Genomic DNA, 24,379 nt, shown 5'->3' with positions numbered 1-24,379 from the left:
CGTATGAGATCTTCATCACAAGGCGGCATTTCCATTGCTTTTAGCTAAAAGTAAAAAACTTTCTCTTATTTTATTAGTCCGTAAATTAGCTACAAATACATCTTGAATTTGGGCTTGGGACACTTTACGGAAGAGCGGGCTCAGCCTGCTCGTAATAACTCTGCAGCCTTTTCGCCGATCACAATGCTTGCTGCGTTGGTGTGCCCGCGAATGATGTTCGGCATAATTGAAGCGTCGGCAACCCGCAAGCCAGCTACGCCACGTACTCGCAGTTCGGGATCGACCACTGAGTGCTGATCTAGCCCCATCCTGGCGGTTCCCACGGGATGGTAGAGGGTTTGCGCGTGACGGTTAATGGCTAGATCAATAAGTTCAGCCACGCCCAGGTGATCCGCATTTTCTGGCATGAGATATCCCGCAGCTAGGTGTGGGGCGAAGGCTTCGGTGCGGAATAACTTCTCACAGACTGTAAGTCCGGCAATAAGGGTTTCCCGGTCTTTTCCCGCTGGGTCGGTTAAATATTGTGGGTCAACCATAGCCTTGCTCAGCGGGTCCTTTGACGATAAAGAAATAGTGCCAGAGCTCTGTGGTTGCAGCAGAATTGCGCCAACTGTTAGGCCATGTTCTGGGGGTTGCAGTAGTCCCTCACCAATAAATGCCACCGGGGTAAAGATAATTTCAATATCTGCAAATTCTAATTCAGGGTTTGTTTTAATAAAACCGTATCCTTCGGCAACATTTGACGTCAGCATGCCCCTTTTTCGAAACAAGTAGTTCGCAATGTTTTTCGGCGTCTTTGCCGAATATAGCGTGTCACTCTTTGCTCTGCTAATGAGTCAAGATAGCAAGTGGTCGTAAAGGTTCTTGCCGACTTCCGGGGCATCGACAATCGATTCGATGCCGTGTGTTTTGAGCTCTGCTGCTGGACCAATACCAGAGAGCATAAGTAGCTGCGGGGCATTGATGGTTCCGCCGCTGAGAATTACTTCTCGACGCGCTCTAACGGTCTTTAGTCCGCCGTCGTAATACTCCACGCCGGTCGCTCGCTGCCCTTCGATGATGACTTTAGTCGCGTGGCATTGGGTGCGGATACTCAGGTTGGCTCGATTTTTGGCGGGCTTGAGATACGCATCTGCAACGCTAAATCGGGAACCGTGGTGTTGGTTTACCATGGTCTTATTGAAACCTTCGGGGGCATCGGTGTTGTGTGGTGCCAAGCTAAAGCCGATTTCTTGTGCGGCTTCCAGAAAGGTTTCGGTATGCGAACGCGGGCTGCGTTGTGCTTCCACAATCATTGGCCCACTTGAGCCGTGGTCAGGGTTGGTGCTGTCCTCAATATTTTCGATCCGACGGAAGTAGGGTAAGAGGCTTTGCCAGGACCATGCTGAACCCGCGGCCGCTCCCCAAGATTGGTAATCGGACGCAAAGCCACGAACCCACATCATGGCGTTGATCGAAGATGACCCACCAAGCATCTTGCCCCGAGGCCAGTAGATGGAGCGGTTCTCCAGACTGGGCTGGGCAACGGTGTTGTAATCCCAATCGAGTTCGGAGCGAAATAGCGCTGAAAAGGCTGCTGGAATATGGACTTCGGGCTTTCGGCCGGCCTTGCCAGCTTCTAATAACAGCCCCGAGACGGCGGGGTCTTCACTTAGCCGAGTTGCTAGCGTGGCACCAGCTGAACCGGCTCCGACAATAACAAAGTCGAACTCTTCGCCCGAGGATGCGAATCTTGCGGTGTTTTCAGATGGGTTCACGCCATTGCTCCCAAACCTAAAGTCCTTGAACTCTTTGGGTGATACTCTCACAAATTTTTGTATCTTTTGGATTGTTGCTGCGACTCGGCATTGAATTTTCATGCAATTACAATCGCACTGAGAGTCGAAACGATCTAGGATCGCTTGTGCAGGGCAGCAGATACCCACCGGCTCTGGCGCTATTAGTAAGAGCCTTCACAATCTGAAAGAGATGCAGATGACTGGACTTACCCCGTGGCGCGGCGTCAATGTCGCCACCACCCTTGCCTTTAACGACGACCTCTCGGTGGACTTTGACGGTTACGCGGAGCACGTAAAGTTTTTGGCGCAGGCCGGTGCCGATGGTGTAGCGGCAAACGGTTCCTTGGGCGAATACCAAACGTTGACCGATGACGAGCGGCGTCGAGTTGTTGAGGTTGCCGTTGCTGCGGCGCCTGAGGGATTCAACGTCATCCCAGGTGTAGCTGCATATGGTGCCTTGGAAAGTGTGCGGTTTGCTGAACATGCTGCGGCGGCCGTGATGTTGTTACCACCTAACTCCTACCGTGCCGATGCGGATTCCGTCGTCGATCATTACCGTCGCGTTGCCAAAGTGGGCCTGCCGATTCTGGCTTATAACAACCCCATTGATACCAAGGTCGATCTCACCCCAGCATTGCTCGCTCGGTTGCACGGCGAGGGACTTATCGCTTCGGTCAAGGAATTCTCCGGCGATGTGCGTCGTGCCTACGAAGCCCAAGAGAAAGCCCCCGATCTGGAGCTGCTGATCGGCTCGGACGACGTCGTTCTTGAGCTGGGAATTGCCGGTGCGGTGGGCTGGATCGCTGGCTATACCAACGCGATCCCGGAATCCACGATTGAGCTGTACCGCTTGGCAACCTCAGGCAATGCTGAAGACTGGAAAAAGGCCTTAGACATTTACCGCGACTTGCACCCGCTACTGCGCTGGGATTCGAAAACCGAATTCGTGCAGGCTATCAAGCTCTCGCAAGACATCGCTGGGCGTAAAGGTGGTATCACCCGGCCGCCACGGCTTGCCTTACCGGAAGCCACCCGGGCGCAAATCACCGCAGACACCGAAGCAGTTCTTGCTAAGGGTTATAAGTGACCAACTATCCGGCGGTGATCAAAACCGTCGAGTCGCACACTGAAGGCATGCCCACGCGAGTCGTGGTCGACGGCGTGGGTACGTTCCCAGGGCAGACAATGGCTCAGCGTCGTGAATGGTTCCTGGCAAACCACGACGATTTGCGTACCTTCTTGATGTACAAACCCAGGGGCCACGCGGCAATGAGCGGTGCGATTTTGCAGCCGCCCACTCGTCCAGATGCAGATTTTTGCGTGCTGTTCATCGAAGCGTCTGGCTGTTTGCCAATGTGCGGCCACGGCACGATCGGTGTGGCTACGGTGCTCGTAGAGACCGGTATGGTCCAGGTGCAGGAGCCGTTGACGACCATTCGGCTGGACACTCCTGCCGGCCTGGTGGTTGCCGAAGTTGCGGTGCGGAACGGCAAAGCCAGCTCCGTGACCATTCGGAACGTGCCCTCTTTTGCGCTGGCACTCGATCAGCAAGTTGCGGTTCCGGGACTGGGCCAGGTGGGGTACGACTTAGCTTTTGGTGGTAACTTTTACGCCGTCGTCGAGCTAGAGAAAATTGGCTTGCCTTTTGAGCGCTCGGCAAAAGCTGAATTGCTTCAGGCCGGTTTGGCGATTATGGATGCGATTAACGAACAACACAAACCAGTGCACCAGCTGCGTTCGGATATCACTGGCTGTCACCACGTTTACCTTCAAGCCCCCGGATCAACGGCGCAGCTTTCGCGGCACGCGATGGCGATCCACCCCGGCTGGTTTGATCGATCGCCGTGTGGCACGGGAACTAGTGCTCGAATGGCGCAGTTGCATGCCAAAGGCGAGCTAGGCCTTAACGAAGAATTTATCAATGAGTCATTTTTGGGCACCCGATTCATTGGCCGTCTTGTCGAAGAAACTACCGTGGGAGATTTCCCGGCTGTAGTGCCAACGATCACTGGCAGAGCTTGGCTCACCGGCACCACCGAGTTCCGGCTAGACCCCGAAGATCCGTTTCCGCACGGGTTCTTGCTCTGATGCTGTGGGGGAAGGAGCAACATGCCCAGTGAGTTTATGCGCAGCGAAGTATCGGTGATCGGCGGCGGCATCGTCGGTGCTGCTTGCGCATATTTTGCTGCTCGGGCGGGGCTGTCAGTGACGGTAGTGGAGCAGGGCGCAATTGCCTCTGGTACCTCAAGCAGAGGCGAAGGTAATCTCCTTGTTTCAGACAAAGAGGTTGGCCATGAACTCGACTTAGCCAAGTACTCGCAAGACATTTGGCGAAACGAACTCGCTGAGTATGCCGAGCTGTGGGAGTTTGAGCCTAAGGGCGGCTTGGTAGTGGCACGCAGCGAGAGTGGCTTTGCCTCGCTCAAGACGTTAGCGAAGCAGCAACGACAACACGGCGTTGAGGTTCAAATTCTCAGCCCCAGCGAAGCCTTCGAGCGAGAGCCATATCTGAGCCGAGAGATTGCCGGTGCCGCGTTTTACGCTCAAGATGCGCAAGTTCAGCCAATTTTAGTCACCACTCATTTGCTCCGACTAGCGCGCCAGGCTGGTGCAAAAGTCTGCGCCGGAACAAAAGTTACCGGATTCTTGCGCTCAGGTGCACGAGTGTGCGGCGCGCAAACTGATCGAGGCGCTATTGCCGCGGAGCATGTCATCAATGCAGCCGGAACGTGGGGTGGCGAAATCGCAAGTCTTGCTGGCGTGCACGTGCCAGTGCTGCCCCGACGTGGATTTGTCTTGGTGACTGAACCTTTGCCCCTCACGGTGCGGCACAAGGTTTATGCCGCCGAATATGTTGGTGATGTAGCTAGTTCTGATGCTGGCTTGCAAACCTCCCCGGTAGTGGAAGGCACGCCGGCTGGCACCATTCTGATTGGCGCGAGCCGGGAACGGGCTGGCTTTGACAATCAACTTTCGACGCCGGGTTTGGCCGCTCTGGCGCGAGATGCGATTGCTTTGTTTCCCGTGCTTGCCCAAGCCAAGGCGCTTCGAACCGACTGGGGCTACCGGCCGTATTGCCCAGACCACGTACCGGTGATTGGGTACGATTCCAGGGCGCCCGGTCTGTGGCATGCCTGCGGGCACGAAGGGGCCGGAATTGGATTGTCAGTTGGCACGGCCAAGCTGATGGTGCAAGCGATCTCTGGCGCTCGTCCGGATCTGGATCTAACACCTTTTGCGCCCGAGCGCTTTGGGGTAGCAGCGTGAACTTCACTTTCGATGGCCAGAAGATTGAATTTCAAGACGGCGAGACAGTTGCGGCCGCTCTGCTGCGAGCGGGCATAATTTCGTGGCGAACCACCCGTAAGTCTGGCCGGCCGCGCGGGGTATTCTGCGGAATCTGCGCTTGCTATGACTGCTTACTGACGGTAGACAATCAGCGCAATCAGCGCTCCTGTCTGGTGCCTGCTAGCGAAGATTCCGAGCTGAGTAGCACTGACCCAGGACTGATGAAATGACCGCGCCTCAGGTGTTCGATCTTGCCGTTGTGGGCGCCGGTCCGGCCGGGCTTTCCGCAGCCGTTGCCGCCGCGCAGGCTGGGCTCTCTGTCGCTTTGATTGACGCCGGAAAACAAGCCGGTGGGCAGTTTTGGCGGCATCCTGATGAGAACAAACCTTCCGCCTTCCCGGCGAAGGAATCTACCGGTCATCACCATTGGCGCGAATTTGCCAGACTCCGCGCTGAAATGCAGGCGTTTGCCCGAACCGGTCAGTTGGAATTCAAAACTGAGCGACAGGTCTGGACCATTGAAAGCGTGCCAGACGAAAATGTACCGGACGAAAATGGGTCGGCAGCAGCCCGGCTCACTTCTGGCACCTTATTTGCTTTGCGGACCACCGAAAGTTACGCCTCGCCAGCGTCAAGCCGCATCGATCCAGCTCGGAGCAGTTTGGTACTGGCCCACCGGATAGTTCTTGTGCCGGGTGCTGCTGACCGGCAGCTACCAGTACCCGGCTGGGATCTACCGGGCGTGATGGCCGCTGGCGGAGTGCAAGCAATGATTAAAGCCAACCAATTTGTGCCGGGAAAATCAGTGCTCGTGGCGGGTACTGGACCATTCCTGTTGCCGGTTGCAGTCGGCCTGGCTCAGGCCGGCGCGCGGGTGGTGGCGATCTGCGAGGCGAATAGTCCGATGCGATGGTTACCGCATATTGCCCCGGCGCTTCGAGAGACGTCAAAGGGGCTTGAAGCGATTGAATACGCCAGCGCACTGGCTCGCTATCGGATTCCCTATCGAATTCGTACCGTAGTCCGCAAGATTCATGGTGAAGATCGAGTGACCGCGGTGACATTCGCCCGAGTCGATGCTGAAGGTCGAATAATTGCCGGTACAGATCGTCGCGTAGCCGCGGATCTGGTTGCCCTCGGTTGGGGCTTTACCCCGTCGCTTGAACTCGTTATTGCTTTGGGGGCCGAAACTAAAGTAAACGTTGATGGTTCGCTGGTCGCCGTCGTCGATCCTTGGCAGCGCTCCAGCGTTCCGGGTGTTTACCTCGCCGGCGAGGCGACCGGCGTCGGCGGGTCAATCCAAGCCTTGCGTGAGGGTGAACTCGCCGGTAACACCGTGGCACGAGATTCTGCCGGGCTCAGTGAGCCAAAGCGCATCGATAAGCGGCTGCGCCGTCAGATCCAACGAGCCGGACAATTTGCACAGGCGATGCATCAGGCATATCCGGTGCCGCAGAGCTGGGCTAACTGGCTTGAACCAGAAACGGTTATCTGTCGGTGCGAAGAAACTGAATTTGCGGAAGTTGCTAGGGCGCTTTCTTGGTAAGAAGTTTCCGATCCACGTGCCGCCAAGCTCAGCACAAGAGCCGGGATGGGTTGGTGTCAGGGCCGGATCTGCGGATTTGCGACTGCCGCATTGACGTCAACGGCACACGGATGCCCGATCGGCATTGCCGAGCTAGCGCCGATTCAAAAGCGACCCATCGCCGCTGCCCTGAGCCTGGCTGGAATTGGCCGAACTCCAGCCAATCAGCACTAATTTTGCCCAGGAAACAGTCAAGGAGAGTTCAGCAGGATGAACAGCAACCAATCCATCGAGACCACTAACGAATCTGAATTAGATCGAATTACTTCATCGTCCGAGTCTGCGAGCAGAATTTGGGCAGCTACCGACCGGCACACCCGGGCAGCAGCGCTCGAGGCAATCGCAAATGCGCTCGACGCCGATGCTGATGCGCTCGTCTTGGTTGCCGGGCAAGAGACAAACTTGACGGAAGCTCGACTCCGGTCCGAGCTCAAGCGGACTAGCTTTCAGCTGCGGCTGTTTGCCGAGGTGCTCCACGAAGGTTCGTATCTTGACGTTCGAATTGATCATGCCGATTCGGACTGGCCGATGGGTGCACCCCGACCCGATTTGCGCCGAATTCTGCAACCGCTTGGCCCGGTCTTGGTATTCGCCGCGAGTAATTTCCCCTCTGCTTTCTCCGTTGCCGGTGGCGATACTGCTTCGGCGCTCGCGGCCGGTTGTTCGGTGATTGTGAAAGCCCATTCTGGGCATCCAGCGCTGTCAGCAAAAGTATCCGGTCTAGTTCAGGACGCTTTGGCCCGGGCCGGTGCTCCGAGCGGAATCTTCCAAACGATCTTTGGTACCGAATCGGGCCGCGCAGTGCTCACAGATTCGCGAATCAAGGCGGGTTCGTTCACTGGTTCGATTCAGGGTGGGCGAGCACTTTTTAATCTAGCGCAGTCCAGGCCAGAGCCAATTCCGTTTTACGGCGAGCTTGGTAGCTCAAACCCGGTATTTGTCACGCAGGCAGCAGTTGAGAACCGATCCGAACAAATCGTCGCTGAGTTTATTGCTTCGTTCACTTTGGGGGCCGGGCAGTTTTGCACCAAACCCGGAATTCTCTTGGTACCGGATTCTTCTGACATCCCGGAATTATTGGCTCAAAGCACGTTGCCGCCAGCTGCCCGATTGCTTAACGATCGAATTCACACGGGCTATTTGGCTTCGCTTGCGGACGTCAGTTCAGCGGCCGAGTGGCTGAACGCCTCGACTGAACGGCATGCCGAGCCACCAGCGCCCAGTTTGCTCATCACCTCGGTAGAAACGGTGCTGTCAAACGTCAAAGATCTCACCGCTGAAGTCTTTGGACCGGCAGCATTAGTGGTTCGGTATCAGCACGAGGAGCAGTTGATTTAGCTTGCGGAGCTCCTAGAAGGTCAGCTGACCGCAACAATCATGGGGGAGCCGGCAGATTCAGTCGTCCCGCCGTTGCTAAGCGTGCTGAGTCGCAAAGCTGGTCGAGTCTTATGGAATCAATGGCCAACCGGAGTTTCGGTCAGCTATGCGCAACAGCACGGTGGGCCATACCCGGCGACCACCTCAGTGGGGAGCACCTCGGTAGGCACGGCAGCGATCGCGCGCTTTATGCGCCCCATCGCTTACCAGGGCTTTCCGGCGCAATTATTGCCCGAAGAATTGCGCGATGAAGTGCAACCGGCAATTCCACAAAGGATTAACGGCAGCTTTAAAGCTGATCTGGGTAGGATGAACCAAAAGAGTTCGGCTGGCAATATAGTCGGATACCAGGCAGGAAGAAACAGATGAGCTTAGCCTCTAGCAGCACCTCACTCGGCGATTTGGGTCCTCGGATCAACATTCGGACCAAAGTTGCTGAGGCGTTGCGTGCTGCTCTGATCGCAGGAGAGCTGAAACCAGGCTCGGTTTATTCGGCGCCGGCTCTGGCCGAGCGATTTGGTGTCTCGGCGACGCCAGTGCGCGAAGCCATGTTGGATTTGGTCCGTGAAGGCATGGTTGAAGTAATGCCAAATACGGGATTCAAAGTCACTGAAGTTTCTGACCATGAACTAGATAATCTGGTTGAGCTTCGGTTACTGATCGAAGTTCCGACGATGGGCGCCGTCGCCGAAGCCTGCCAGGGCAGAATGGTTCACGAAGTCAAGGCATTACAGCCATTGGCTGATCGGCTGCGTGAATGCGCAGAAAGCGGCGCTTTGATCGGATATCTTCGAGCGGACACCGAATTCCACGTGAAGTTCTTGTCTTTGGGCGGGAATTCTAAACTTGTCGATGTGGTGCGTAGTCTGCGATCGATGAGCCGGCTGTACGGTTTGGAACGGTTGGCGGCTGAAGGCAGGCTAGCTAGTTCCAGTGGCGAGCATGATCAAATGATTCAGCTTGCCTTGGCACAAGACAAAGCCGGCATGATGGAGCTGGTGGAGCATCATATTCGGCACACTCGTTCTCTGGATCAGACTGGAAAAATCTAAGCGCTGCCTGGTAATTTTCCGTAGATTCTCAAATTTTCGTCAATGTACCATTTCACATAGCAATAACAATGTAAGAGCCACTGGCTCGCCGACAAGGAGGCTTAGGCTGGCGTCGACATACCGCGTGAACGGGGCTTATGTGACCGAGCACAGCGTGTCAGTCCCGTTAGACTGGGCGGCTCCGCAGCAGTCGGAAACCATTGAAATATTTGCCAGCGAATTCTGTTCAGTACCGCAAGCAAAGCTAGATTTACCGATTCTGCTTTATCTGCAGGGCGGCCCGAGCGGTCAAGGCCCTAGACCGGCGACGATTTCCGGTTGGCTTCAGTCGGCGCTGAAAACGCACCGCGTCGTCTGCTTAGATCAGCGTGGCACCGGACGCAGCCACCGGATTGATGGCGTAAGAATGGCCGCGTTTAGCGACGGCGAATTGGCAGCGGATTTTCTCAGTAAATTTGGCGCGGATTCGATTATTCGGGATGCTGAATATCTTCGCCAACAATGTTTTGACGGCCGTAAGTGGTCAACGTTAGGTCAAAGCTACGGCGGCTTTTTAACGCTTAGCTACTTGAGTTTTGCGCCCGAGGCACTGCAAGCTTGCCTTGTTGCTGGCGGCCTACCCTCACTTACACCGTCTGCCGCCGAAGTGTATCGGCGCACCTATCCGCGGACTCGGACGAAAAATGCACAATTCCAGCAGCGGTACCCGCAGGACCTTGAGCTGATCGCTGAAATCGCGAATCTTTTAGAAGACAAGGAAGTCCGATTGCCGGACGGCGACCAGCTCACCGTGCGTAGGTTTCAGAGCTTGGGTCTGGATTTTGGCATGAAACCGGGCTTTGAGCGATTGCATTGGTTATTGGATGATGCGTTTGGCTCTAGCCGGAAGCAGCTGTCGGAAAGCTTTCTTGAGGCAGTGCAGGTGCGAACGAGCTTTCGGTCCAATCCATTGTTCGCTGTACTGCAGGAAAACATTTACGGGCATGGGCTTAACGGTCCCAGTAGCTGGGCGGCTCAGACCGAGCATGAATTGCACCCGGACTTCGCCGAAGATCAACGGCCGCTCCTGTTCACCGGCGAAATGATATTTCCTTGGATGTTCCAAGAGATTGCTGCGCTTGTGCCCTTCCAGCCAGCGGTTGAAGCTTTGGCCAATCGTGCGCAGCATCCGGAGATCTATGATGTGCAGCGGCTTGCGAGCAACGAGGTGCCGCTTGCCGCCGTCGTCTATTTTGACGATATGTACGTTGACTCTGGCTTGCAGCTGGAAACGGCCGCGAAGGTAGCAAATTCCCAAACCTGGGTGACGAACGAGTTTGAGCACGACGGCATAGCTGCCGACGGCGTCTTCGAACGATTGAACGAGATGATCAACAACACCGGAGGAATAGACCTGTGAATACCCCCAGCGCACAGTCGCAGAACAGCCCACACACGACAGTCGATCCGCGGCTACCTAAGCTGGCGAACCTTGAGTCCTTCAACGCTTATATGGCAACTGGTTGGGGCACCCCGGATAGAGGACGCCACCGGTTGTCCCCGGCGCCGCAGAGGCTGCCGCGGCACATCGAAATCGGCTCAGTGCGCAATTTCCTGGCAAGTTGTTGGTGATCGCCTCTGGTGTGGCCCCAGTACGCAATGACTACGAATTCCGGCCCAATTCGGACTTTTACTGGTTGACCGGTGCCGCTGTGGAAGATGCCGTGATTGTTCTCACGCCGTATCCGGGTGGTCACGAAGCAATCCTTTACGTACCTAAGCCGTACTACCCAGGACACCCCAAGTTCTTTTCAGACTCAGCGCACGGCGAGCTCTGGGTTGGGGCCGCGCCCGGATTCTTGGATTGGACTCAAGCCCTGGACATCCCGGTAAAAGACGTGGCTGAGCTTGAGCTAAACGCCGGTACCAATACCTTGGTTGCCGGAACCATGGGGCCGGAGCGGCAATGGAACCGTGGCTTGGCAATATCTGCGCAATTGCAGCGCACGCTTTCTGAACTGCGACTGGTCAAGGACACTTGGGAGCTTGGCCAAATGAGATCGGCCGTGGCACACACCGTTGATGGCTTGACTGCGGTGGCAAAAGAGATCCCGACGGCGATCAACGAGCTGGGTGAACGATGGTTGCAGGGCACCTTTGATCGCTTCGCGCGCAGCTATGGCAACGGGCCAGGGTACCGAACGATTGTGGGCAGCGGTAAGCATGCGCCCACCTTGCACTGGACTCGCTGTGACGGTCCGGTGCTAGAACGAGAGCTATTGCTTTTGGACATGGGCGTGGAAGGAAACAGCTTCTACACCGCCGATGTGACCAGAACCTTGCCCGCTTCCGGCACATTTAGTGAAGTTCAGCTGCGCGTCCATGATCTAGTCGAAAAAGCGCATCGAGCTGGCCTCGCCCAGGTTCGGCCCGGGAATTTTTTCAGCGATTTCCACCATGCCGCAATGCAGGTCATCGCATAAGGACTCTTTGACTGGGGTATTTTGCCAGTATCAGTTGATGAGGCTTTGTCTGAGCAGGGCCAACACCACCGCCGATTCCTGCCGTGCGGCGTGGGGCATCATCTGGGGCTAGACGTGCATGATTGCTCGCACTCCAGCGATGAGGCATATCAAGGCGCCCAGCTGGAAGCAGGCATGGTGATTGCGGTAGAGCCAGGACTCTACTTTCATGAGCATGACCTGCTGTTGCCGCCAGAGCTTCGCGGTATGGGCATGCGGCTTGAGGACAACGTTTTGCTGACTGAAACTGGATCGGAAGTTTTGTCTGCGGCGCTGCCAATTGAGGCCAAGGGTGTAGAGGCTTGGATGGCCCAAGCGATCAATAGCTAGCGGCGCAGGGCGAAACGTTTCCGATCTAGAGCTTTTCGCATCAATCTGACACATTATTACGGGATTTGAGCGTTGATAGTGAACAAAGTGCGTGGCTAAAGCATGAGTCATCTCTATTGAGCAACAGATTTTCTGGTCAATCAGTCAACGTTCAGGCTAGTCGAGCTGGTGGAGTATAGGTTCAAGCCACAATCGCCTAGTCCAGAAGGAAGCCGTGAACGCTGACTTGTTATTGCAGTTCACGCCGGCAGTTCTCAAGCTGCGTGAAGCTCGAAACCAGCGCGCAGTCTTTCGGCCTAAATGGCTAGAGCACGTGCAATCGGAGCCGTGGCGGTTCGACCTGAAACGATCTGATCCGCAAAGTTATGCGCTGATTGGTCGGCAACGACGCCCGGTGCCGCTGGATCTCGCAGTTCATCTTGGTATTTGGCTTCAACAGCATCGGCACGGGCTCAACAGCGCAGTACATGCATTTCTTGCGCTGAAATTTCCGGAGCCAACGCGTACTGAACCGATTCGGATTGGCTTTCCGATAACGCTGTCACAGGCACATTTTGCCGCCAGTCCATTGGTCCAAAGCCATCTGGTAGATGGCGCTTTTTTGCAGCTACTAGAGGGATTTCAGCCCTACCGGCGCGGATACTTTGGCCCAATTCAGCACCCAAGCGAGTCGTCACTATTCTGGCTAGAGAAGCTGGCCCAGGTAGACAAACTTCGATCGCTGCACGTCGGCGTTGGCTTAACCCGGATCCCGCAAGAGGGTTTTGCGCGCGTCGAAATGAGTCGAGAAGTGCCACACCAGGCTCAGGAGGGTGTTTTAGTCCGCTCCGGGGCATTGCTGCTTTCCTTTCGGTCTGCGCATTCGCCACTCGTCACGGTAGAGCATTTACATCAGCCTATGCGGCTGTTTCCTGATGTGAGTGGTTGGGGAGACGTTACGACCGCTTCGGAGTCATGGTGTGCGGAGGGGCAGTCTGAATTTGGCTCTTACCGCTTCTTGAGCCAGCGAATGGACGCAATGGAAAGTGAAGTTACCGAGATTTGCACCAAGCTCGCAGAACTGGCCGGCGCCAATAACAAGCTGCTTGCGGTGCTCAAGCGATGACTCGAGTAAGGCTTAGCTAGACTTTGCCGCCCGCGGTCAGCAGACCGCCGTCGAGCGTGAGCAGCTGACCGGTCAGCCACGACGCGTCAGCAGAGACTAAAAAGGCGACTGCCGCGGCAACGTCTTCGGGCGTGCCCAACCTTTTGAGCGGATGTTGGGCTGCTACCTGGGCTTCGCGTCCTTGATAAAGTGGCTTGGCAAAATCGGTCTTCACCACCGCCGGCGCCACGGCGTTGACTCGAATCTCTGGACCTAGTTCGACGGCGAGTGTGGCGGCCAGATGTGAGTTAGCGGCTTTGGAAACGCCATAGATTCCTAGGCCAGCACTTGGTACGCGGCCAGCTACAGACGAGATGTTGACAATGTTGCCACCCCGCGCGCGAAACTTTAGTTCTGGATGGGCCAAGACTTTTTGAACCCAGCTCAGCGTCCCGATCACGTTGACTTCCAGGATCTTGCGGGCCGAAGTCAAGTCCACTTCTGCCAGCGGGCCAAACCCCGGGTTGATGCCGGCATTGTTGACGAGGATGTCCAAGCCGCCAAGCTGATTCGCAATCCCCTCAAGCACCTCGGCTCGGTGCGCGCCGTCGTCGGACTTCCCAGCGAAAGTTAGCACCGAACCCGGGGGAATGTCTTCACTGCTTGCGCCAACCCCCCGGGTTTGCGCGCGGTGATCGCCACCTTTGCGCCTTCGGCGACCAGCCGATGTGCAATTCCCAAGCCAATACCGCGGCTTGCGCCAGTGACCAATGCTACTTTTCCGTCAAGCCGCTGGGGGATTTCCACAAAGTACTCCTCAAATTGGCTGATTCTTTGCTCAGCCTAGTCCAGAGCCTGGCGCGGCCTCGCGCAGCTCAACTAAGGCAGCTGTGCGTGAAGACTGTTGATACCGCCGCTGAGCTGAGCTTGTACTTGATGGCTAAGCTCGTCCGCCAGGATCTCATAGCTGCCGGTGTTGATGCCGTCCGGCGCCAGCTTGGCGACTTGCCGTGGGTCCGATTTAGCTGCAGAGTACGGCCTTATGGGAGGCAAGCCAATCCTGGAAAGCGCAGAAAGGACGTTAAGAATTGAACCACCGTCCTGCGTCGTACCGGGGTGCCATGGCAAATCCTGGCCGCGCGGTTGCGGAAATCGGAAGAGTTAGGGGTAATTGGCAGCACGCGGTGCGGCAGCGCTGAAGCTCAGGTTTTACTGAGGCGGTGACGGCGGACGGCGTCTCGGTTCGCGCACGACGGCGAGCAGTAACGTTGCGTGCCAGGCCGAGAGAAGTCGGCATAAATGCGAAGGCAGTCGCTGGCGGCGCATCGGCCCAAGCGACTGATTCCTCGGGTGGCAAAATGTAGGGCCGTGCCCACATAGACCATGGTGCGCAGAATCTGCCATAAAGCCAGGTTGGCCTCGCGATAGTGCAGATGCCAACCTTGTCCATTGTGGTTGGTCAGACTCGGAAAAGTTGCGGATTCTGCCAGCAGCGCGTTCAGAATTGTTGCCCGAAGCCCCGGCTCTGGTTGATCAACTACCTGTTGCCAGGCGCCAAGCATTTTGGCGGTCTGCGCCAGGTCTTCCTCGCTGACAGTCTGCTCAATGACCACGCCGGCGGCTAAACAGATCTGCGCCAATTCTGTTGGGGCCTTCGGCGGATCATTGACCAATTGGATGGCCAGCCGGAGCGGATCCGCACCGTAGGGATTGATCAACATGGAATCAATTAGATCAGATGTAATGGTTTACCGGTATAAGACCATTACAGGATGCTTAGATTCATGAACTGTTTCTGGATTGTAGATGGCGGCCCGCATGTGTGGATGGTGGCTTCAGAACACCGTACTAGCCAGGGCGTGTTGCAGTATCTTAAATGCGATTGTGGGCGGCACGATGTACAGCTTCGCGGCGAGCTCATAGCAACCTGTTAATTGAGCGGTGGCTACCGAGTTCCTTCGCTCAACGAATCGTGAGCTAATACGGCGGAAAAGAGAGCTGAAATCGTCTCCCCAGAACTCAGGTCCGCCGCGAGCACCTCTTCAAGAAGCGCCAGCCGTTGGCAAAAGACCGATCGAGAAAGATGACTCGCGGCAGCTGCGGCAGTTCGATTTCCAGGATAACGTAAATAGGCTCTTAGCACGTCGAGAAGGTCTCCGGCGTGCTTTGCATCCCAATCGAGGATCGGCCCCAGTGTGGCGCGGACAAAGGTTGGCAAGCTGGACTGCGAGCGGAGACCGTGAATGAGTAGCCGCAGTTGATGGGCCTCGGCCCGCAGTAGCGAATCTTGGCTAGTTTGCCGTGGCGCACTAGGTGGCATGGCCAAGAGATCCGAGGCTTCCTGTAGCGAGGCTTTGAGCTCACCTGGTGCCTGGGTTTGTTGACCGAGTGAGATTTGGGCCGCCGGCCATTCTGCCTGAAGTGCGGCTGCTAAGGAGCCGGTTTCAGCGCCAGAAAGGAGCAGTGAGAATTGTTGTCTGTTTCTCATTGGCGCTTCCTTCATGAGGCAAACTCGCAAGTCTGCAGCATCAAGTAGTTCGGCAAGTCGACCTGCCGGAACGTCGGTGGCATCGGTTGGTAGCAAGAGCCCGAGCGCGATAATTAGCTTCTGGTCGAGAGGGAAGCCCACCGCCGTTGCTTGAGCCAGAATCTCTGCCTCCGTTGCGTAGTCTCCGCTGCGAATTGCAGAAATCAATTGCGCGTCGCGTGCCGTTCGCCACGAATTTTCGCTTCCGTCGGCAAGTCGAGCAACGGCAAGCGCGAGCGCGGCTTGGCTGAGTAAGTAGTCATTGCCTGCGGCATGCGGGGCTGTCTGCGAAGTTGCTGATTGGGTCCACACTGTGCCCCAGTGCTGCCCAGGTGCGGTTACTTCGGCGCTGAGCCAGTTCGCCGGGTTTTTCCGCCAGGACGCGACGACGTCGGTCGTTGCCAATCCAGCCGTGTTGAGCGCGACAATCCGGGCCGCCGCATCAACGAGCAGCACTGGTTGCCTCAGTAATTCACTACTTTGCTGCAAGATGAAAGTGCTAGAGGCTCCCCGCGCGATCATTTGAGCGAAACGACTGTTGAGGTCTTCTCGGGCACGGAGGGTGGCCATTTGTTGTGCAACTATCGCGCTGTGCACGCTTTCAGTCACCGCAATGAATTGCACGGTTGAGTGCAGAACGATGAGCGGCAGCCCGTGTCGCCGAAAGGCGTCAGCCAAGGCGCTCGGGGCATGCGGGAGCCGATCGCTGAGTTCAAGGACCAGCGCCGCGATGCCAACTTTTGCCAACGCTGAGGCGAGTGCTTCGAGCGCTTGCGGTTGTGTGGGCCAGGCTGCACCGGCGCTCAGTACGAGTTCGTGTCCACGCAGTAGCGGTTCAACATTGGTGGTTTCCACAATGTGGGTCCAGCGAACTTCCCGGTCGAGTGCGGCGCGACCGGCTAATACTTCCGGGGCACCGCGTTGTAGTTCGGTCGATGCCAAGATGTTGCGCACGCTGGGCAACATAAAGGTCCTTCCTCAAAGGCAGACAAAATGTCCTAAAACAGGCGCTAAAGCGACAGATGTTGCTTATTTACGAACAAATGTCCCTGGGAAAATAGTAAACACCGAATCATACAAAATGTCTTGCCAGATTTGTTCTGGGTTGAAAATGATGCCGAATAAGGAGAAACATGGCGCTGATTGGTCACTACATCAACGGACTCCGAGTTGACAAGCAAGAGCCGGAGCAACGAACCGGAGTGGTATTCAACCCAGCCACCGGCGCGGCGCAACATGAGCTGAGCTTTGCTTCCGCGGCACGTGTGAATCAAGCCATCGAATCTGCCGTGCAGGCATTGCCGGGTTGGCGGGCTACCTCGCTGACTAAACGGGCAGATGTGTTCTTCAAACTCCGGCACTTGGTGACGCAGCGCCGGGATGAGCTTGCCGCTCTTGTGACAGCGGAACATGGCAAAGTGCTTTCGGACGCGGCTGGGGAAGTAGCCCGAGGGTTAGAAAATATTGAGTTTGCAGCCGGGCTCATTCAACATCTCAAGGGTGACTACAGCGAGCAAGTAGCTACCGGGGTGGATGTGCACTCGGTTAAACAACCGGTGGGCGTCGTTGCCTGCGTTACGCCGTTCAACTTCCCGGTCATGGTTCCGCTCTGGATGGTCTCCAACGCGATTGCTTGTGGAAATACGGTGCTGCTCAAACCTAGCGAAAAGGACCCTTCTGCGGCATTATTGCTGGCTGAGCTATTCACTGAAGCGGGGTTGCCAGCGGGCGTACTCAATGTGGTCAATGGCGACAAAGAAGCAGTGGACGCCATTTTGGCTAGCCCGGTGGTGCGATCTGTGAGCTTTGTTGGATCGACGCCGATCGCGCGGTCGATTTATGAGCGCGCCAGTGCGCAGGGCAAACGAGTGCAAGCTTTGGGCGGTGCGAAGAACCACATGGTGGTGCTGCCGGATGCTGATATCGCTGCTGCGGCAGATGCTGCGGTATCTGCCGCTTATGGATCAGCCGGCGAGCGCTGCATGGCCGTGAGTGTTCTGGTGGCAGTCGGTGGCGTGGGTGACTCGTTAGTGCTTGCGATTCAGGACCGAATCGCGAAGCTGACTATTGGCCCGGGCACCGAGACTAGCTCGGAAATGGGCCCGCTCATCACAGCCGAGCATCGGGACAAAGTGGCTAGTTATGTTCACGGGGCACCAGCTGAAGGCGCCGTAGTCGTCGTCGATGGTACGGCCGATCCAGTGGCGAGTGGACCTGGCTTCTTCCTCGGAGTTAGCTTGCTCGATCACGTGACACCCAAGATGAAGGCTTATCGGGACGAGATTTTCGGGCCGGTACTTTCGGTTGTCCGGGTGGAGAGCTTCGAAGACGCGGTGCAGTTAGTTAATGCGAATCAGTATGGAAACGGCGTGGCGATTTTCACCCGCGATGGTGGTGCCGCGCGGCAGTTTGAGTTCGAAATTGAAGCCGGTATGGTCGGGATCAACGTACCGATTCCAGTGCCGATTGGAAGCTTTTCCTTTGGTGGTTGGAAGGACTCGCTCTTCGGTGATTCTCATATTTACGGGCCGGAGAGCATTCATTTTTACACTCGATCCAAAGTGGTTACCACCAGGTGGCCAGATCCGGCCACTTCGAGTGTTGACCTAGGCTTTCCGAGCAATGACTGAGAGGATCGAACTGTGAGCACATCAACGCAAAAGCCCGAAGATCAGCAGCTAGCAAAAGCTCAAGTCAAGGCCGACGACCGCAACCACGTCTTCCACTCCTGGTCTGCCCAAGCCAAGATTGATCCGCTGCCGGTGGCCGGCGGTTCTGGCGCAACATTCTGGGATTACGACGGGAAGCATTACCTAGATTTTTCCTCGCAACTTGTTAATCTCAACCTTGGCCATCAGCACCCACGGCTGATCGAGGCGATCAAACGTCAGGCAGATAAACTCGTCACAATTCAACCGGCTTTCGCCAATGATGTGCGCGGGGAACTGGCCCGGCTTTTAGCCGAACGGGCGCCCGGGTCGCTGAACCAGGTATTTTTCACTAACGGTGGCGCTGATGCCAACGAGCATGCCGTGCGAATGGCGCGGCAACATACCGGAAAGCGCAAGATCCTTGCGGCCTACCGCAGCTATCACGGCGGCACGACGACGGCGATGAGCTTGACGGGCGAGCCGCGGCGTTGGGCGAATGATCCCGGTGATGCTTCAGTGGTGCACTTCTTTGGCCCCTACCCGTATCGCTCTGCCTTCCACTCGTCTTCACTAGAAGAAGAGACCCAACGGGCGCTCGAACACTTGGAATCCGTGATTCAACTTGAGGGCCCCGGCACGGTTGCGGGCATCATTTTGGAAACTGTTGTGGGTACTAACGGCGTATTTATCCCGCCGCCAGGGTACCTACAAGGGGTGCGCGAAATCTGTGATCGCTACGGGATGGTTTACATTGCCGATGAGGTGATGGTCGGCTTCGGCCGGATCGGTGAGTGGTTCGCGGTGGACGCGTTCGACGTCGTGCCGGATTTGCTGACCTTTGCCAAAGGTATTAACTCTGGTTATGTTCCGCTGGGTGGGGTGCTGATATCCGATGCCATCGCTGAGACGTTTGCCGAGCGCGCTTACCCTGGCGGGCTGACCTACTCAGGGCATCCTCTAGCGTGTGCCGTCGGCGTCGAAACCATGCATATTTTTGCTGGTGACCAGATTCCGGAGCGGGTACGTGATCTGGGTGAGCGGGTAGTCAGGCCGGAGTTGGAGCGATGGGCCCAGGTCCATCCGAGTGTTGGCGAGGTTCGCGGACTGGGACTATTCTGGGCGATCGAGTTGGTTCGTGATCGCAGTTCTGGCGAGCCTTTGGTCCCGTTCAACGCGTCCGGCGAGGCAGCAGCTCCGATGAATGCGATCGCAGCCGCCTGCAAAGCCGCCGGGCTGTGGCCCTTCACGCACTTTAACCGGGTGCATGTAGCGCCGCCATTGATCATTTCTGAAGAAGATTTGCGACGTGGACTAGCGATTATTGATGAAGCTTTATTGGTTGCTGATTCCTATGCGGAGCCTGCCGAGGAACAATAGGGAGCATGAACACTCCTGAGCCGGCACTAATTTTGGACAATGTGTCCAAAAGGATCATCGAAGAATTACAAACAGATGGTCGCAAACCTTATGCGGCGATTGCTGATTCGGTGGGATTGTCAGAGGCAGCGGTTCGGCAACGCGTTAAGCGGCTCATCGATTCAAAGCTCTTACAGATCGTTGCGGTCACTGATCCGGTCAAAGTTGGCTTTGCTCGGCAAGCGATGATCGGCGTTCGAGTGTCCGGGGACCTACAAACTGTCGCGGAACGATTTGAAGAGTTTCCAGAGGTCGACTACATCGTGATCACGGCCGGCAATTTTGATTTGTTGGTTGAAGTGGTGTGCGAGGACGACGATCATCTGCTTGACGTGCTCACGCGGTTTCGTTCGGCCCCGCAAGTGGTTTCAACCGAGACGTTCATGTATCTCAAGTTGCACAAACAGCTCTACAACTGGGGCACGCGCTAAAATAATTCGCACCGCCGGTGCCTGGTATTTATTGATCCCCGGCAACACTCATCGTGACGATTGACCGCGGCGCGCGTGCTCGGGGCTATTGCTAGAACGGTTCCTGGTGTGGCGCCAAAGCCCGGGGCTTTAGCGATCTGGGCGGTGAAACCGGCAGCGTGTAGCGCAGCCACCGCATCTTTGCTTGCTTTGCCCACCAGCCCAGATGGCGCGGCTTGGTAGCCCGACGCCGCACTGACCTGAATAATCGACTCCGCCTCCACGCTGCTTCCCGCGGCGGGGGAGACGCCGAGCACCGTTCCAGCAGTGCCAGCCCCGTCCTTCTCGACGACGTTGACGCGCAGGCCAAGTGCCACCAACTTTGCGCTGAATTTTTGGGCGCTGTTGCCGACGGCGGGTGGCACGGTAACTTTTGGCTTACCTGCCGAAAGCACCAGAACCACGAAGCTGCCGCTGTCTGCATGTTGGCCGGATGCCGGATCAGTGCTCAAAATTTGACCAGCTGGCACGCTCATCGACGGCTCACTGCGTTGGCCACCTAATTCAAAACCAGCGGTGCTCAGCTTGGTTTTTGTTTCGTCAGGACTTAGGCCGTAGACGCTGGGAATCCTTAGCGCTGCGGCGGGTTCACTATTGAGGGTGCTCAGACCCCAGACTGCGGCAATCAGTCCGAGCAGAATCACGATGGCGAATCCTGGCACTGCAATCGCGCTATTGCGTTGCTGCGCTCGCTTCTTTGGTGCGTTGGCCAAGGCCGGCAGCGTGCCAGTTGCTCTTGTGCCAGCAGCCGGTGCCGCAATCACGGGTAACGGCGCGGTGCGTGGTGGCCGACGCAACGGCACGTCAAGACTGCGCACAATTGCTTCGAAGTCTAATAGTCCGGTACCGCAGCGATCCGCAATTTGGCTCAACCGACGTCGTAATGGCGAGGGTGCCGGGCAGCGAGCTAGCCAATGGCGCAGTACTGTTTGGAAACCCAGAACGTCTGCCGCCGTTGATGACTTGGACTCAGCCTCGCCGAATCCGGCAATTCGGAGCTGCAAATCGGCGGCAACCAGCACATTATGTGGGCTCAGCTTGCCGTGTACGATCTTCGCAGCGTGGGCTTGCGCCATTGTGCTGGCCAGCTGTCTGGCGAGATTCAGTACGTCTGAAGCACCAAGTTTCGCCGGCAAATCGGCCTCGAAGTATTCACTGGCTGCCCACCAGAATCGACCTTCAGCGGTGCTCTGGGCACCGGCGTCGTACACCATCACGGTGTGCTGGAACATCAACTCGGCGGCCGCTTTGATTGCGGACCTAAAACTGGCCACCTCAGTGCTATTTGTGGGTGGCAAAACACGCAGCTGCACTACGCGGAACAGCGAGCTGTCCCAACCGCGGTAAACCTGAATTGTGCCCTCGTAGCGGATGAACTCGGTGAGTTCATAACGTCCGTTGAGTAGCATGCCCACTAGCTGTGTAGGAGGCGTCCGGTAGACAGTGCTCATTTCGCTGGCAGTCATTTGGCTGGGCTAGCTGAGTTGGAATCGATCTGAGCGTAGATGACCAGGTTGCGATTGGCCCCGGCGTCGTTGAGCTGAAAGCAAGTCAGCAACACCAATCGTCCTGGAATCGCTTGCCAAAGCTCCGGCTCGGCGGAAATCGACGATTTGGCATAATCGGCGACGGCGGTCACCGAGTAGCTGAAAGCACCCTCAGGGGTGCTCACGAGTACTTTTTGCCCCGGTTTTGCGGTGGATGTTCCAGACTTCTGGTCCATTAATCGATTGAAAGCGGCGTAGCCGTTATTCCAGGAATGTGCGGCCAAATAGACGGTGTTTTTTGCGCTTGGACCAGCTGAACCGAAATCTAGCATCCAATAGGCCAGCACGTTGGATGGCGGATTGAACTGTCTGTCTGAATCGCCCCGGTGTGTCCGGAGACTTTCTTGTTTGAGAGGATCAGGACATGGCAGGGAAAACTACGACACGGTATCCGCAGGAGTTGAAGGATCGTACGGTGCGCATGGTTGCGGAGATGGAGGGTGCGTCTTCGGCGTGGGCGGCGATGCAAAAAGTTGCCCAGCTTTTGGGTGTGGGTGTGCCGGAAACGGTGCGTAAATGGGTCCGGCAAGCCGAGATCGATGTTGGTACTAGAACTGGAACAACGAGCACGGAATCGGCCGAGCTGAAACGGTTACGGCGTGAGAACGCTGAGCTGAAACGGGCGAACGCGATCCTTCGGAGTGCTTCAGCTTTTTTCGCGGCCGAACTCGACCGCCACAACACTGATCGTGAAATACATCAAGGACCATGCCGGTCACCGCGAGAATAATGGATTGCGGTGGGGTGTCGAGTCGATCTGCCAGGTGCTTACTGGGACGGGGTGAAGACCACCCCGTCCACGTACTACGAATGGGTGGATAAAACACGATCTCACCGAGAACAACGTGATGAGGTGCTCAAGCCCGTGATCCAGAAGGTGTATGCCGCTAATTACGGGGTGCACGGCACCAGGAAAGTCTGGTTGGCGATGAACCGTGAAGGTGTGCCGGTGGCCAGGTGCACGGTAGAACGGCTCATGGGGTTACTTGGCATACAGGGTGCGGTCCGTGGCAAGGTCAAACGCACCACGATCAAAGACTCGAAGGCAGCCCGAGCGAAGGACTTGGTCCGCCGTGATTTCACACCAACGGCACCGGATCGGCTATGGGTAGCTGATTTCACCTATGTTTCGACCTGGTCCGGGTGGGTCTATGTTGCCTTCGTGATCGATGCCTACTCTCGGAGGATCCTGGGCTGGTCAGCGAGTGCTTCTATGAACACCGTGCTAGTGCTCAACGCAGTTAATCAGGCAATCTGGAGTCGTGAACGGGCCGGGGCTGAGATTTCCGGGGTGATTCATCATCACGATGCCGGGGCTCAATACGCCTCCTTGGCCTTCACCGAACGCCTGGCCCAGACCGGTATCCGCCCCTCGATCGGTTCTGTGGGTGATAGTTACGACAACGTCTTGGCGGAAACCATCAACGGGCTTTATAAGACCGAGCTGATCAAACCCGGCAAGCCCTGGCGGACTCTAGAAGAAGTCGAAATCGGCACCGCTGAATGGGCCGATTGGTACAACCACCGAAGGCTCTACCAGTACTGCGGAGACATCCCACCAGTAGAGCTAGAAAACCACTACTACAATCACTACCAGAGCACGGCAGCCGCCGACAGGCTCATCGTCTGAGAAACCCTCAGGACACACCGGGGCGATTCAAGGAGTACTTCCTCGGACAAACTGATTTTGATGTGACCTGGGTTGCATCAAGTTACTATGGGGTAACTTACCGCAAGTAAAGGTCTTCCTGTCAAGCATTCACAGAGTGTTTCGCCGGATTCTCAGCTTGGAAAACCATAATTGGCACCGTTTTGGCTGGAACGCGCTTTTCAGGTAAAGTTATATCCCGGCGCTCGAGCGGCTTGCAGACTATCTACGAAGGCCAAACAAGCCCATTGGGATATGGTGTAATTGGCAACACATCGGTTTCTGGTACCGACATTCTAGGTTCGAGTCCTGGTATCCCAGCGCTGAAAAGCGGCAGATTGGCGCGCAGCCTATCATTCATGTTTTACTTGATGAGCTTGTTTTGTGCTTTGAAAGCTGCAAATCAGTAAGTACTGGCCCCATCGTATAGCGGCCTAGTACGCTGCCCTCTCACGGCGGTAACGCGGGTTCGAATCCCGCTGGGGTCACAAAATGTGCTCCTGAACTGCGGAAACGCTGGCCAGGAGCACATTTATTTAACCGGCTAATGCATCCCGAACCTTAATCATGGTGCGCAGATTCCGGGTAGTCGTCGACGCCTTGTAAACAGCTTTGGCAGTTAACTTACTAATCGGCGAATCTAACGTGCTGCCAACTTCCACCGTCCAAGCCGTCGCCTCTGGCCCTAATGACTTCCACTCAATATTCTCTAACTCAGCAAGCTCGCTACTGAGACGCTCCGCAGCGGCATGGTCGGTAAAAAGAGTCAGGTAGGTATGAAGCTCCGCGGAATCCGCAGGGTAAGGGCAAGCCGGGATCAATTCGCCAATCCTGCTCCCAGTAAGCACCACAACCCAGGCCTCATAACCGAACCGTTCACGCAGCGCAGTCTCAACCGCATACTTCAACTCGCCGGCAGTTAGCGAGGCTTGCAAGACCACATTCCCGCTGGCCAAAAGCTTCTTGACCCCGCTTACCGGAAGTGCCGCTAAGCACGCCTTCAAATCAGCAGATTTGATCGTCACGCCACCAACGTTGACGCCACGGAGAAAGACCGCGAAATTTTCCATGCCCAGAGCCTATCTGTAGCTAAGCTGCACTGAGAAGGATTCAATCAACCCGGAG

General features: G+C 56.3%; 24 protein-coding genes, 2 tRNA genes and 2 pseudogenes. 19 read left to right on the top strand and 9 right to left on the bottom strand.

What is annotated here, in order from left to right:
- Window positions 1–140: 140 nt before the first annotated feature.
- Both RSAL33209_RS18715 and RSAL33209_RS18710 read right to left on the bottom strand, forming a co-directional pair.
- On the bottom strand, window positions 141–752 hold the full coding sequence (locus RSAL33209_RS18715; RefSeq protein ID WP_233494152.1) for a GMC oxidoreductase: 612 nt from the start codon (window positions 750–752) through the stop codon (window positions 141–143).
- Window positions 753–836: 84 nt separating this feature from the next.
- Window positions 837–1,757 carry a GMC family oxidoreductase gene (locus RSAL33209_RS18710; protein WP_233494151.1) on the bottom strand — a complete coding sequence of 307 codons (921 nt, stop codon included), beginning with the start codon at window positions 1,755–1,757 and terminating at the stop codon, window positions 837–839.
- 211 nt (window positions 1,758–1,968) lie between these two features.
- Here RSAL33209_RS18710 and RSAL33209_RS07975 point away from each other — a divergent pair, with 211 nt between their 5' ends.
- The 12 genes and pseudogenes from RSAL33209_RS07975 to RSAL33209_RS07930 all read left to right on the top strand — a co-directional run bounded on the left by RSAL33209_RS07975 (window position 1,969) and on the right by RSAL33209_RS07930 (window position 13,016).
- On the top strand, window positions 1,969–2,865 hold the full coding sequence (locus tag RSAL33209_RS07975; protein WP_012245223.1) for a dihydrodipicolinate synthase family protein: 897 nt from the start codon (window positions 1,969–1,971) through the stop codon (window positions 2,863–2,865).
- On the top strand, window positions 2,862–3,866 hold the full coding sequence (locus RSAL33209_RS07970; protein ID WP_012245222.1) for a proline racemase family protein: 1,005 nt from the start codon (window positions 2,862–2,864) through the stop codon (window positions 3,864–3,866). Before RSAL33209_RS07975 ends, RSAL33209_RS07970 begins: the two co-directional genes overlap by 4 nt.
- 21 nt (window positions 3,867–3,887) lie before the next feature.
- Window positions 3,888–5,045 carry an NAD(P)/FAD-dependent oxidoreductase gene (locus RSAL33209_RS07965; RefSeq protein ID WP_012245221.1) on the top strand — a complete coding sequence of 386 codons (1,158 nt, stop codon included), beginning with the start codon at window positions 3,888–3,890 and terminating at the stop codon, window positions 5,043–5,045.
- Entirely contained in the window at window positions 5,042–5,296 is a 255-nt protein-coding gene (locus RSAL33209_RS07960; RefSeq protein WP_041684596.1) for a (2Fe-2S)-binding protein, read from the top strand. Before RSAL33209_RS07965 ends, RSAL33209_RS07960 begins: the two co-directional genes overlap by 4 nt.
- On the top strand, window positions 5,293–6,612 hold the full coding sequence (locus RSAL33209_RS07955; RefSeq protein WP_012245220.1) for an NAD(P)/FAD-dependent oxidoreductase: 1,320 nt from the start codon (window positions 5,293–5,295) through the stop codon (window positions 6,610–6,612). Before RSAL33209_RS07960 ends, RSAL33209_RS07955 begins: the two co-directional genes overlap by 4 nt.
- A 45-nt stretch (window positions 6,613–6,657) precedes the next feature.
- Window positions 6,658–6,825, top strand: coding sequence for a hypothetical protein (locus RSAL33209_RS18705; protein ID WP_012245219.1), 168 nt, complete (start codon window positions 6,658–6,660; stop codon window positions 6,823–6,825).
- A gap of 36 nt (window positions 6,826–6,861) precedes the next feature.
- On the top strand, window positions 6,862–7,989 hold the full coding sequence (locus RSAL33209_RS07950; RefSeq protein WP_012245218.1) for an aldehyde dehydrogenase family protein: 1,128 nt from the start codon (window positions 6,862–6,864) through the stop codon (window positions 7,987–7,989).
- A 39-nt stretch (window positions 7,990–8,028) separates the two neighbouring features.
- Window positions 8,029–8,397, top strand: coding sequence for an oxoglutarate semialdehyde dehydrogenase (locus RSAL33209_RS19630; protein WP_012245217.1), 369 nt, complete (start codon window positions 8,029–8,031; stop codon window positions 8,395–8,397).
- A complete protein-coding gene (locus RSAL33209_RS07945; protein ID WP_012245216.1) occupies window positions 8,394–9,080 on the top strand; it encodes a GntR family transcriptional regulator in 687 nt (228 codons plus the stop codon). The genes RSAL33209_RS19630 and RSAL33209_RS07945 overlap by 4 nt, the downstream gene beginning before the upstream one ends.
- A 139-nt stretch (window positions 9,081–9,219) precedes the next feature.
- Window positions 9,220–10,479, top strand: coding sequence for an alpha/beta fold hydrolase (locus RSAL33209_RS07940; RefSeq protein ID WP_233494295.1), 1,260 nt, complete (start codon window positions 9,220–9,222; stop codon window positions 10,477–10,479).
- Window positions 10,480–10,687: 208 nt separating this feature from the next.
- Window positions 10,688–11,911, top strand: a pseudogene (locus RSAL33209_RS07935) (aminopeptidase P family protein).
- Between the two features lie 214 nt (window positions 11,912–12,125).
- On the top strand, window positions 12,126–13,016 hold the full coding sequence (locus RSAL33209_RS07930; RefSeq protein ID WP_012245212.1) for a hypothetical protein: 891 nt from the start codon (window positions 12,126–12,128) through the stop codon (window positions 13,014–13,016).
- A 16-nt stretch (window positions 13,017–13,032) separates the two neighbouring features.
- Here RSAL33209_RS07930 and RSAL33209_RS07925 read toward each other — a convergent pair whose 3' ends face one another.
- Together RSAL33209_RS07925 and RSAL33209_RS19620 are read right to left on the bottom strand one after the other, a co-directional pair.
- The gene (locus RSAL33209_RS07925; RefSeq protein ID WP_012245211.1) at window positions 13,033–13,632 is read right to left on the bottom strand and encodes an SDR family oxidoreductase; all 600 of its coding nucleotides are present in this window, start codon (window positions 13,630–13,632) and stop codon (window positions 13,033–13,035) included.
- A complete protein-coding gene (locus tag RSAL33209_RS19620) occupies window positions 13,626–13,802 on the bottom strand; it encodes an SDR family NAD(P)-dependent oxidoreductase (RefSeq protein WP_012245210.1) in 177 nt (58 codons plus the stop codon). The genes RSAL33209_RS07925 and RSAL33209_RS19620 overlap by 7 nt, the downstream gene beginning before the upstream one ends.
- Window positions 13,803–13,889: 87 nt before the next feature.
- On the opposite strand from RSAL33209_RS19620, the gene RSAL33209_RS17535 reads away from it, so the two are divergent.
- On the top strand, window positions 13,890–14,087 hold the full coding sequence (locus RSAL33209_RS17535; protein ID WP_145962058.1) for a hypothetical protein: 198 nt from the start codon (window positions 13,890–13,892) through the stop codon (window positions 14,085–14,087).
- A 110-nt stretch (window positions 14,088–14,197) separates the two neighbouring features.
- Here the strand turns inward: RSAL33209_RS17535 and RSAL33209_RS07915 are convergent, their stop codons facing one another.
- Together RSAL33209_RS07915 and RSAL33209_RS07910 are read right to left on the bottom strand one after the other, a co-directional pair.
- Entirely contained in the window at window positions 14,198–14,716 is a 519-nt protein-coding gene (locus RSAL33209_RS07915) for a CGNR zinc finger domain-containing protein (protein ID WP_012245209.1), read from the bottom strand.
- Window positions 14,717–14,940: 224 nt separating this feature from the next.
- Window positions 14,941–16,488: a PucR family transcriptional regulator gene (locus RSAL33209_RS07910; RefSeq protein ID WP_012245208.1), complete on the bottom strand. Its 1,548-nt coding sequence runs from the start codon at window positions 16,486–16,488 to the stop codon at window positions 14,941–14,943.
- 167 nt (window positions 16,489–16,655) lie between these two features.
- Here RSAL33209_RS07910 and RSAL33209_RS07905 point away from each other — a divergent pair, with 167 nt between their 5' ends.
- From RSAL33209_RS07905 to RSAL33209_RS07895, 3 genes are read left to right on the top strand one after another with little or no spacing between them, the layout of a single operon-like run.
- Window positions 16,656–18,152 carry a CoA-acylating methylmalonate-semialdehyde dehydrogenase gene (locus tag RSAL33209_RS07905; protein ID WP_012245207.1) on the top strand — a complete coding sequence of 499 codons (1,497 nt, stop codon included), beginning with the start codon at window positions 16,656–16,658 and terminating at the stop codon, window positions 18,150–18,152.
- Between the two features lie 12 nt (window positions 18,153–18,164).
- Entirely contained in the window at window positions 18,165–19,550 is a 1,386-nt protein-coding gene (locus RSAL33209_RS07900) for an aspartate aminotransferase family protein (protein WP_012245206.1), read from the top strand.
- A 5-nt stretch (window positions 19,551–19,555) separates the two neighbouring features.
- On the top strand, window positions 19,556–20,020 hold the full coding sequence (locus RSAL33209_RS07895) for an Lrp/AsnC family transcriptional regulator (RefSeq protein ID WP_012245205.1): 465 nt from the start codon (window positions 19,556–19,558) through the stop codon (window positions 20,018–20,020).
- Here the strand turns inward: RSAL33209_RS07895 and RSAL33209_RS07890 are convergent.
- Complete coding sequence (locus tag RSAL33209_RS07890) at window positions 20,017–21,525, bottom strand: PASTA domain-containing protein (protein ID WP_012245204.1); 1,509 nt, start codon at window positions 21,523–21,525, stop codon at window positions 20,017–20,019. The genes RSAL33209_RS07895 and RSAL33209_RS07890 overlap by 4 nt on opposite strands.
- The gene (locus RSAL33209_RS07885; RefSeq protein ID WP_145962057.1) at window positions 21,522–21,878 is read right to left on the bottom strand and encodes a class F sortase; all 357 of its coding nucleotides are present in this window, start codon (window positions 21,876–21,878) and stop codon (window positions 21,522–21,524) included. The genes RSAL33209_RS07890 and RSAL33209_RS07885 overlap by 4 nt, the downstream gene beginning before the upstream one ends.
- 92 nt (window positions 21,879–21,970) lie before the next feature.
- Between RSAL33209_RS07885 and RSAL33209_RS17045 the strand changes: the two are divergent.
- The 3 genes and pseudogenes from RSAL33209_RS17045 to RSAL33209_RS07865 all read left to right on the top strand — a co-directional run bounded on the left by RSAL33209_RS17045 (window position 21,971) and on the right by RSAL33209_RS07865 (window position 23,742).
- Window positions 21,971–23,236 (top strand): annotated as a pseudogene (locus RSAL33209_RS17045) (IS3 family transposase).
- A 267-nt stretch (window positions 23,237–23,503) separates the two neighbouring features.
- A tRNA-Gln gene (locus RSAL33209_RS07870) sits at window positions 23,504–23,575 on the top strand.
- A 94-nt stretch (window positions 23,576–23,669) separates the two neighbouring features.
- Window positions 23,670–23,742: transfer RNA gene (locus RSAL33209_RS07865), tRNA-Glu, on the top strand.
- 48 nt (window positions 23,743–23,790) lie between these two features.
- Here the strand turns inward: RSAL33209_RS07865 and RSAL33209_RS07860 are convergent.
- Window positions 23,791–24,324, bottom strand: coding sequence for a DUF1697 domain-containing protein (locus RSAL33209_RS07860; RefSeq protein ID WP_012245200.1), 534 nt, complete (start codon window positions 24,322–24,324; stop codon window positions 23,791–23,793).
- Between the last annotated feature and the right edge of the window lie 55 nt (window positions 24,325–24,379).

This window comes from Renibacterium salmoninarum ATCC 33209, assembly GCF_000018885.1.
Lineage (GTDB): Bacteria > Actinomycetota > Actinomycetes > Actinomycetales > Micrococcaceae > Renibacterium > Renibacterium salmoninarum.
Note: the sequence above shows the minus strand (reverse complement) of the source record. Positions and strands in the feature narration are given on the sequence as shown.

Coding starts and splice junctions, on each gene's coding strand:
- RSAL33209_RS07905 (WP_012245207.1), top strand. CDS start 16,656: ATGGCGCTGATTGGTCACTACATCAACGGACTCCGAGTTGACAAGCAA.
- RSAL33209_RS07965 (WP_012245221.1), top strand. CDS start 3,888: ATGCCCAGTGAGTTTATGCGCAGCGAAGTATCGGTGATCGGCGGCGGC.
- RSAL33209_RS07915 (WP_012245209.1), bottom strand. CDS start 14,716: ATGTTGATCAATCCCTACGGTGCGGATCCGCTCCGGCTGGCCATCCAA.
- RSAL33209_RS18715 (WP_233494152.1), bottom strand. CDS start 752: ATGCTGACGTCAAATGTTGCCGAAGGATACGGTTTTATTAAAACAAAC.
- RSAL33209_RS07950 (WP_012245218.1), top strand. CDS start 6,862: ATGAACAGCAACCAATCCATCGAGACCACTAACGAATCTGAATTAGAT.
- RSAL33209_RS19630 (WP_012245217.1), top strand. CDS start 8,029: ATGGGGGAGCCGGCAGATTCAGTCGTCCCGCCGTTGCTAAGCGTGCTG.
- RSAL33209_RS07885 (WP_145962057.1), bottom strand. CDS start 21,878: ATGCTAGATTTCGGTTCAGCTGGTCCAAGCGCAAAAAACACCGTCTAT.
- RSAL33209_RS07910 (WP_012245208.1), bottom strand. CDS start 16,488: ATGTTGCCCAGCGTGCGCAACATCTTGGCATCGACCGAACTACAACGC.
- RSAL33209_RS07945 (WP_012245216.1), top strand. CDS start 8,394: ATGAGCTTAGCCTCTAGCAGCACCTCACTCGGCGATTTGGGTCCTCGG.
- RSAL33209_RS18705 (WP_012245219.1), top strand. CDS start 6,658: ATGGGTTGGTGTCAGGGCCGGATCTGCGGATTTGCGACTGCCGCATTG.
- RSAL33209_RS07975 (WP_012245223.1), top strand. CDS start 1,969: ATGCAGATGACTGGACTTACCCCGTGGCGCGGCGTCAATGTCGCCACC.
- RSAL33209_RS07895 (WP_012245205.1), top strand. CDS start 19,556: ATGAACACTCCTGAGCCGGCACTAATTTTGGACAATGTGTCCAAAAGG.
- RSAL33209_RS07955 (WP_012245220.1), top strand. CDS start 5,293: ATGACCGCGCCTCAGGTGTTCGATCTTGCCGTTGTGGGCGCCGGTCCG.
- RSAL33209_RS07860 (WP_012245200.1), bottom strand. CDS start 24,324: ATGGAAAATTTCGCGGTCTTTCTCCGTGGCGTCAACGTTGGTGGCGTG.
- RSAL33209_RS07890 (WP_012245204.1), bottom strand. CDS start 21,525: ATGACTGCCAGCGAAATGAGCACTGTCTACCGGACGCCTCCTACACAG.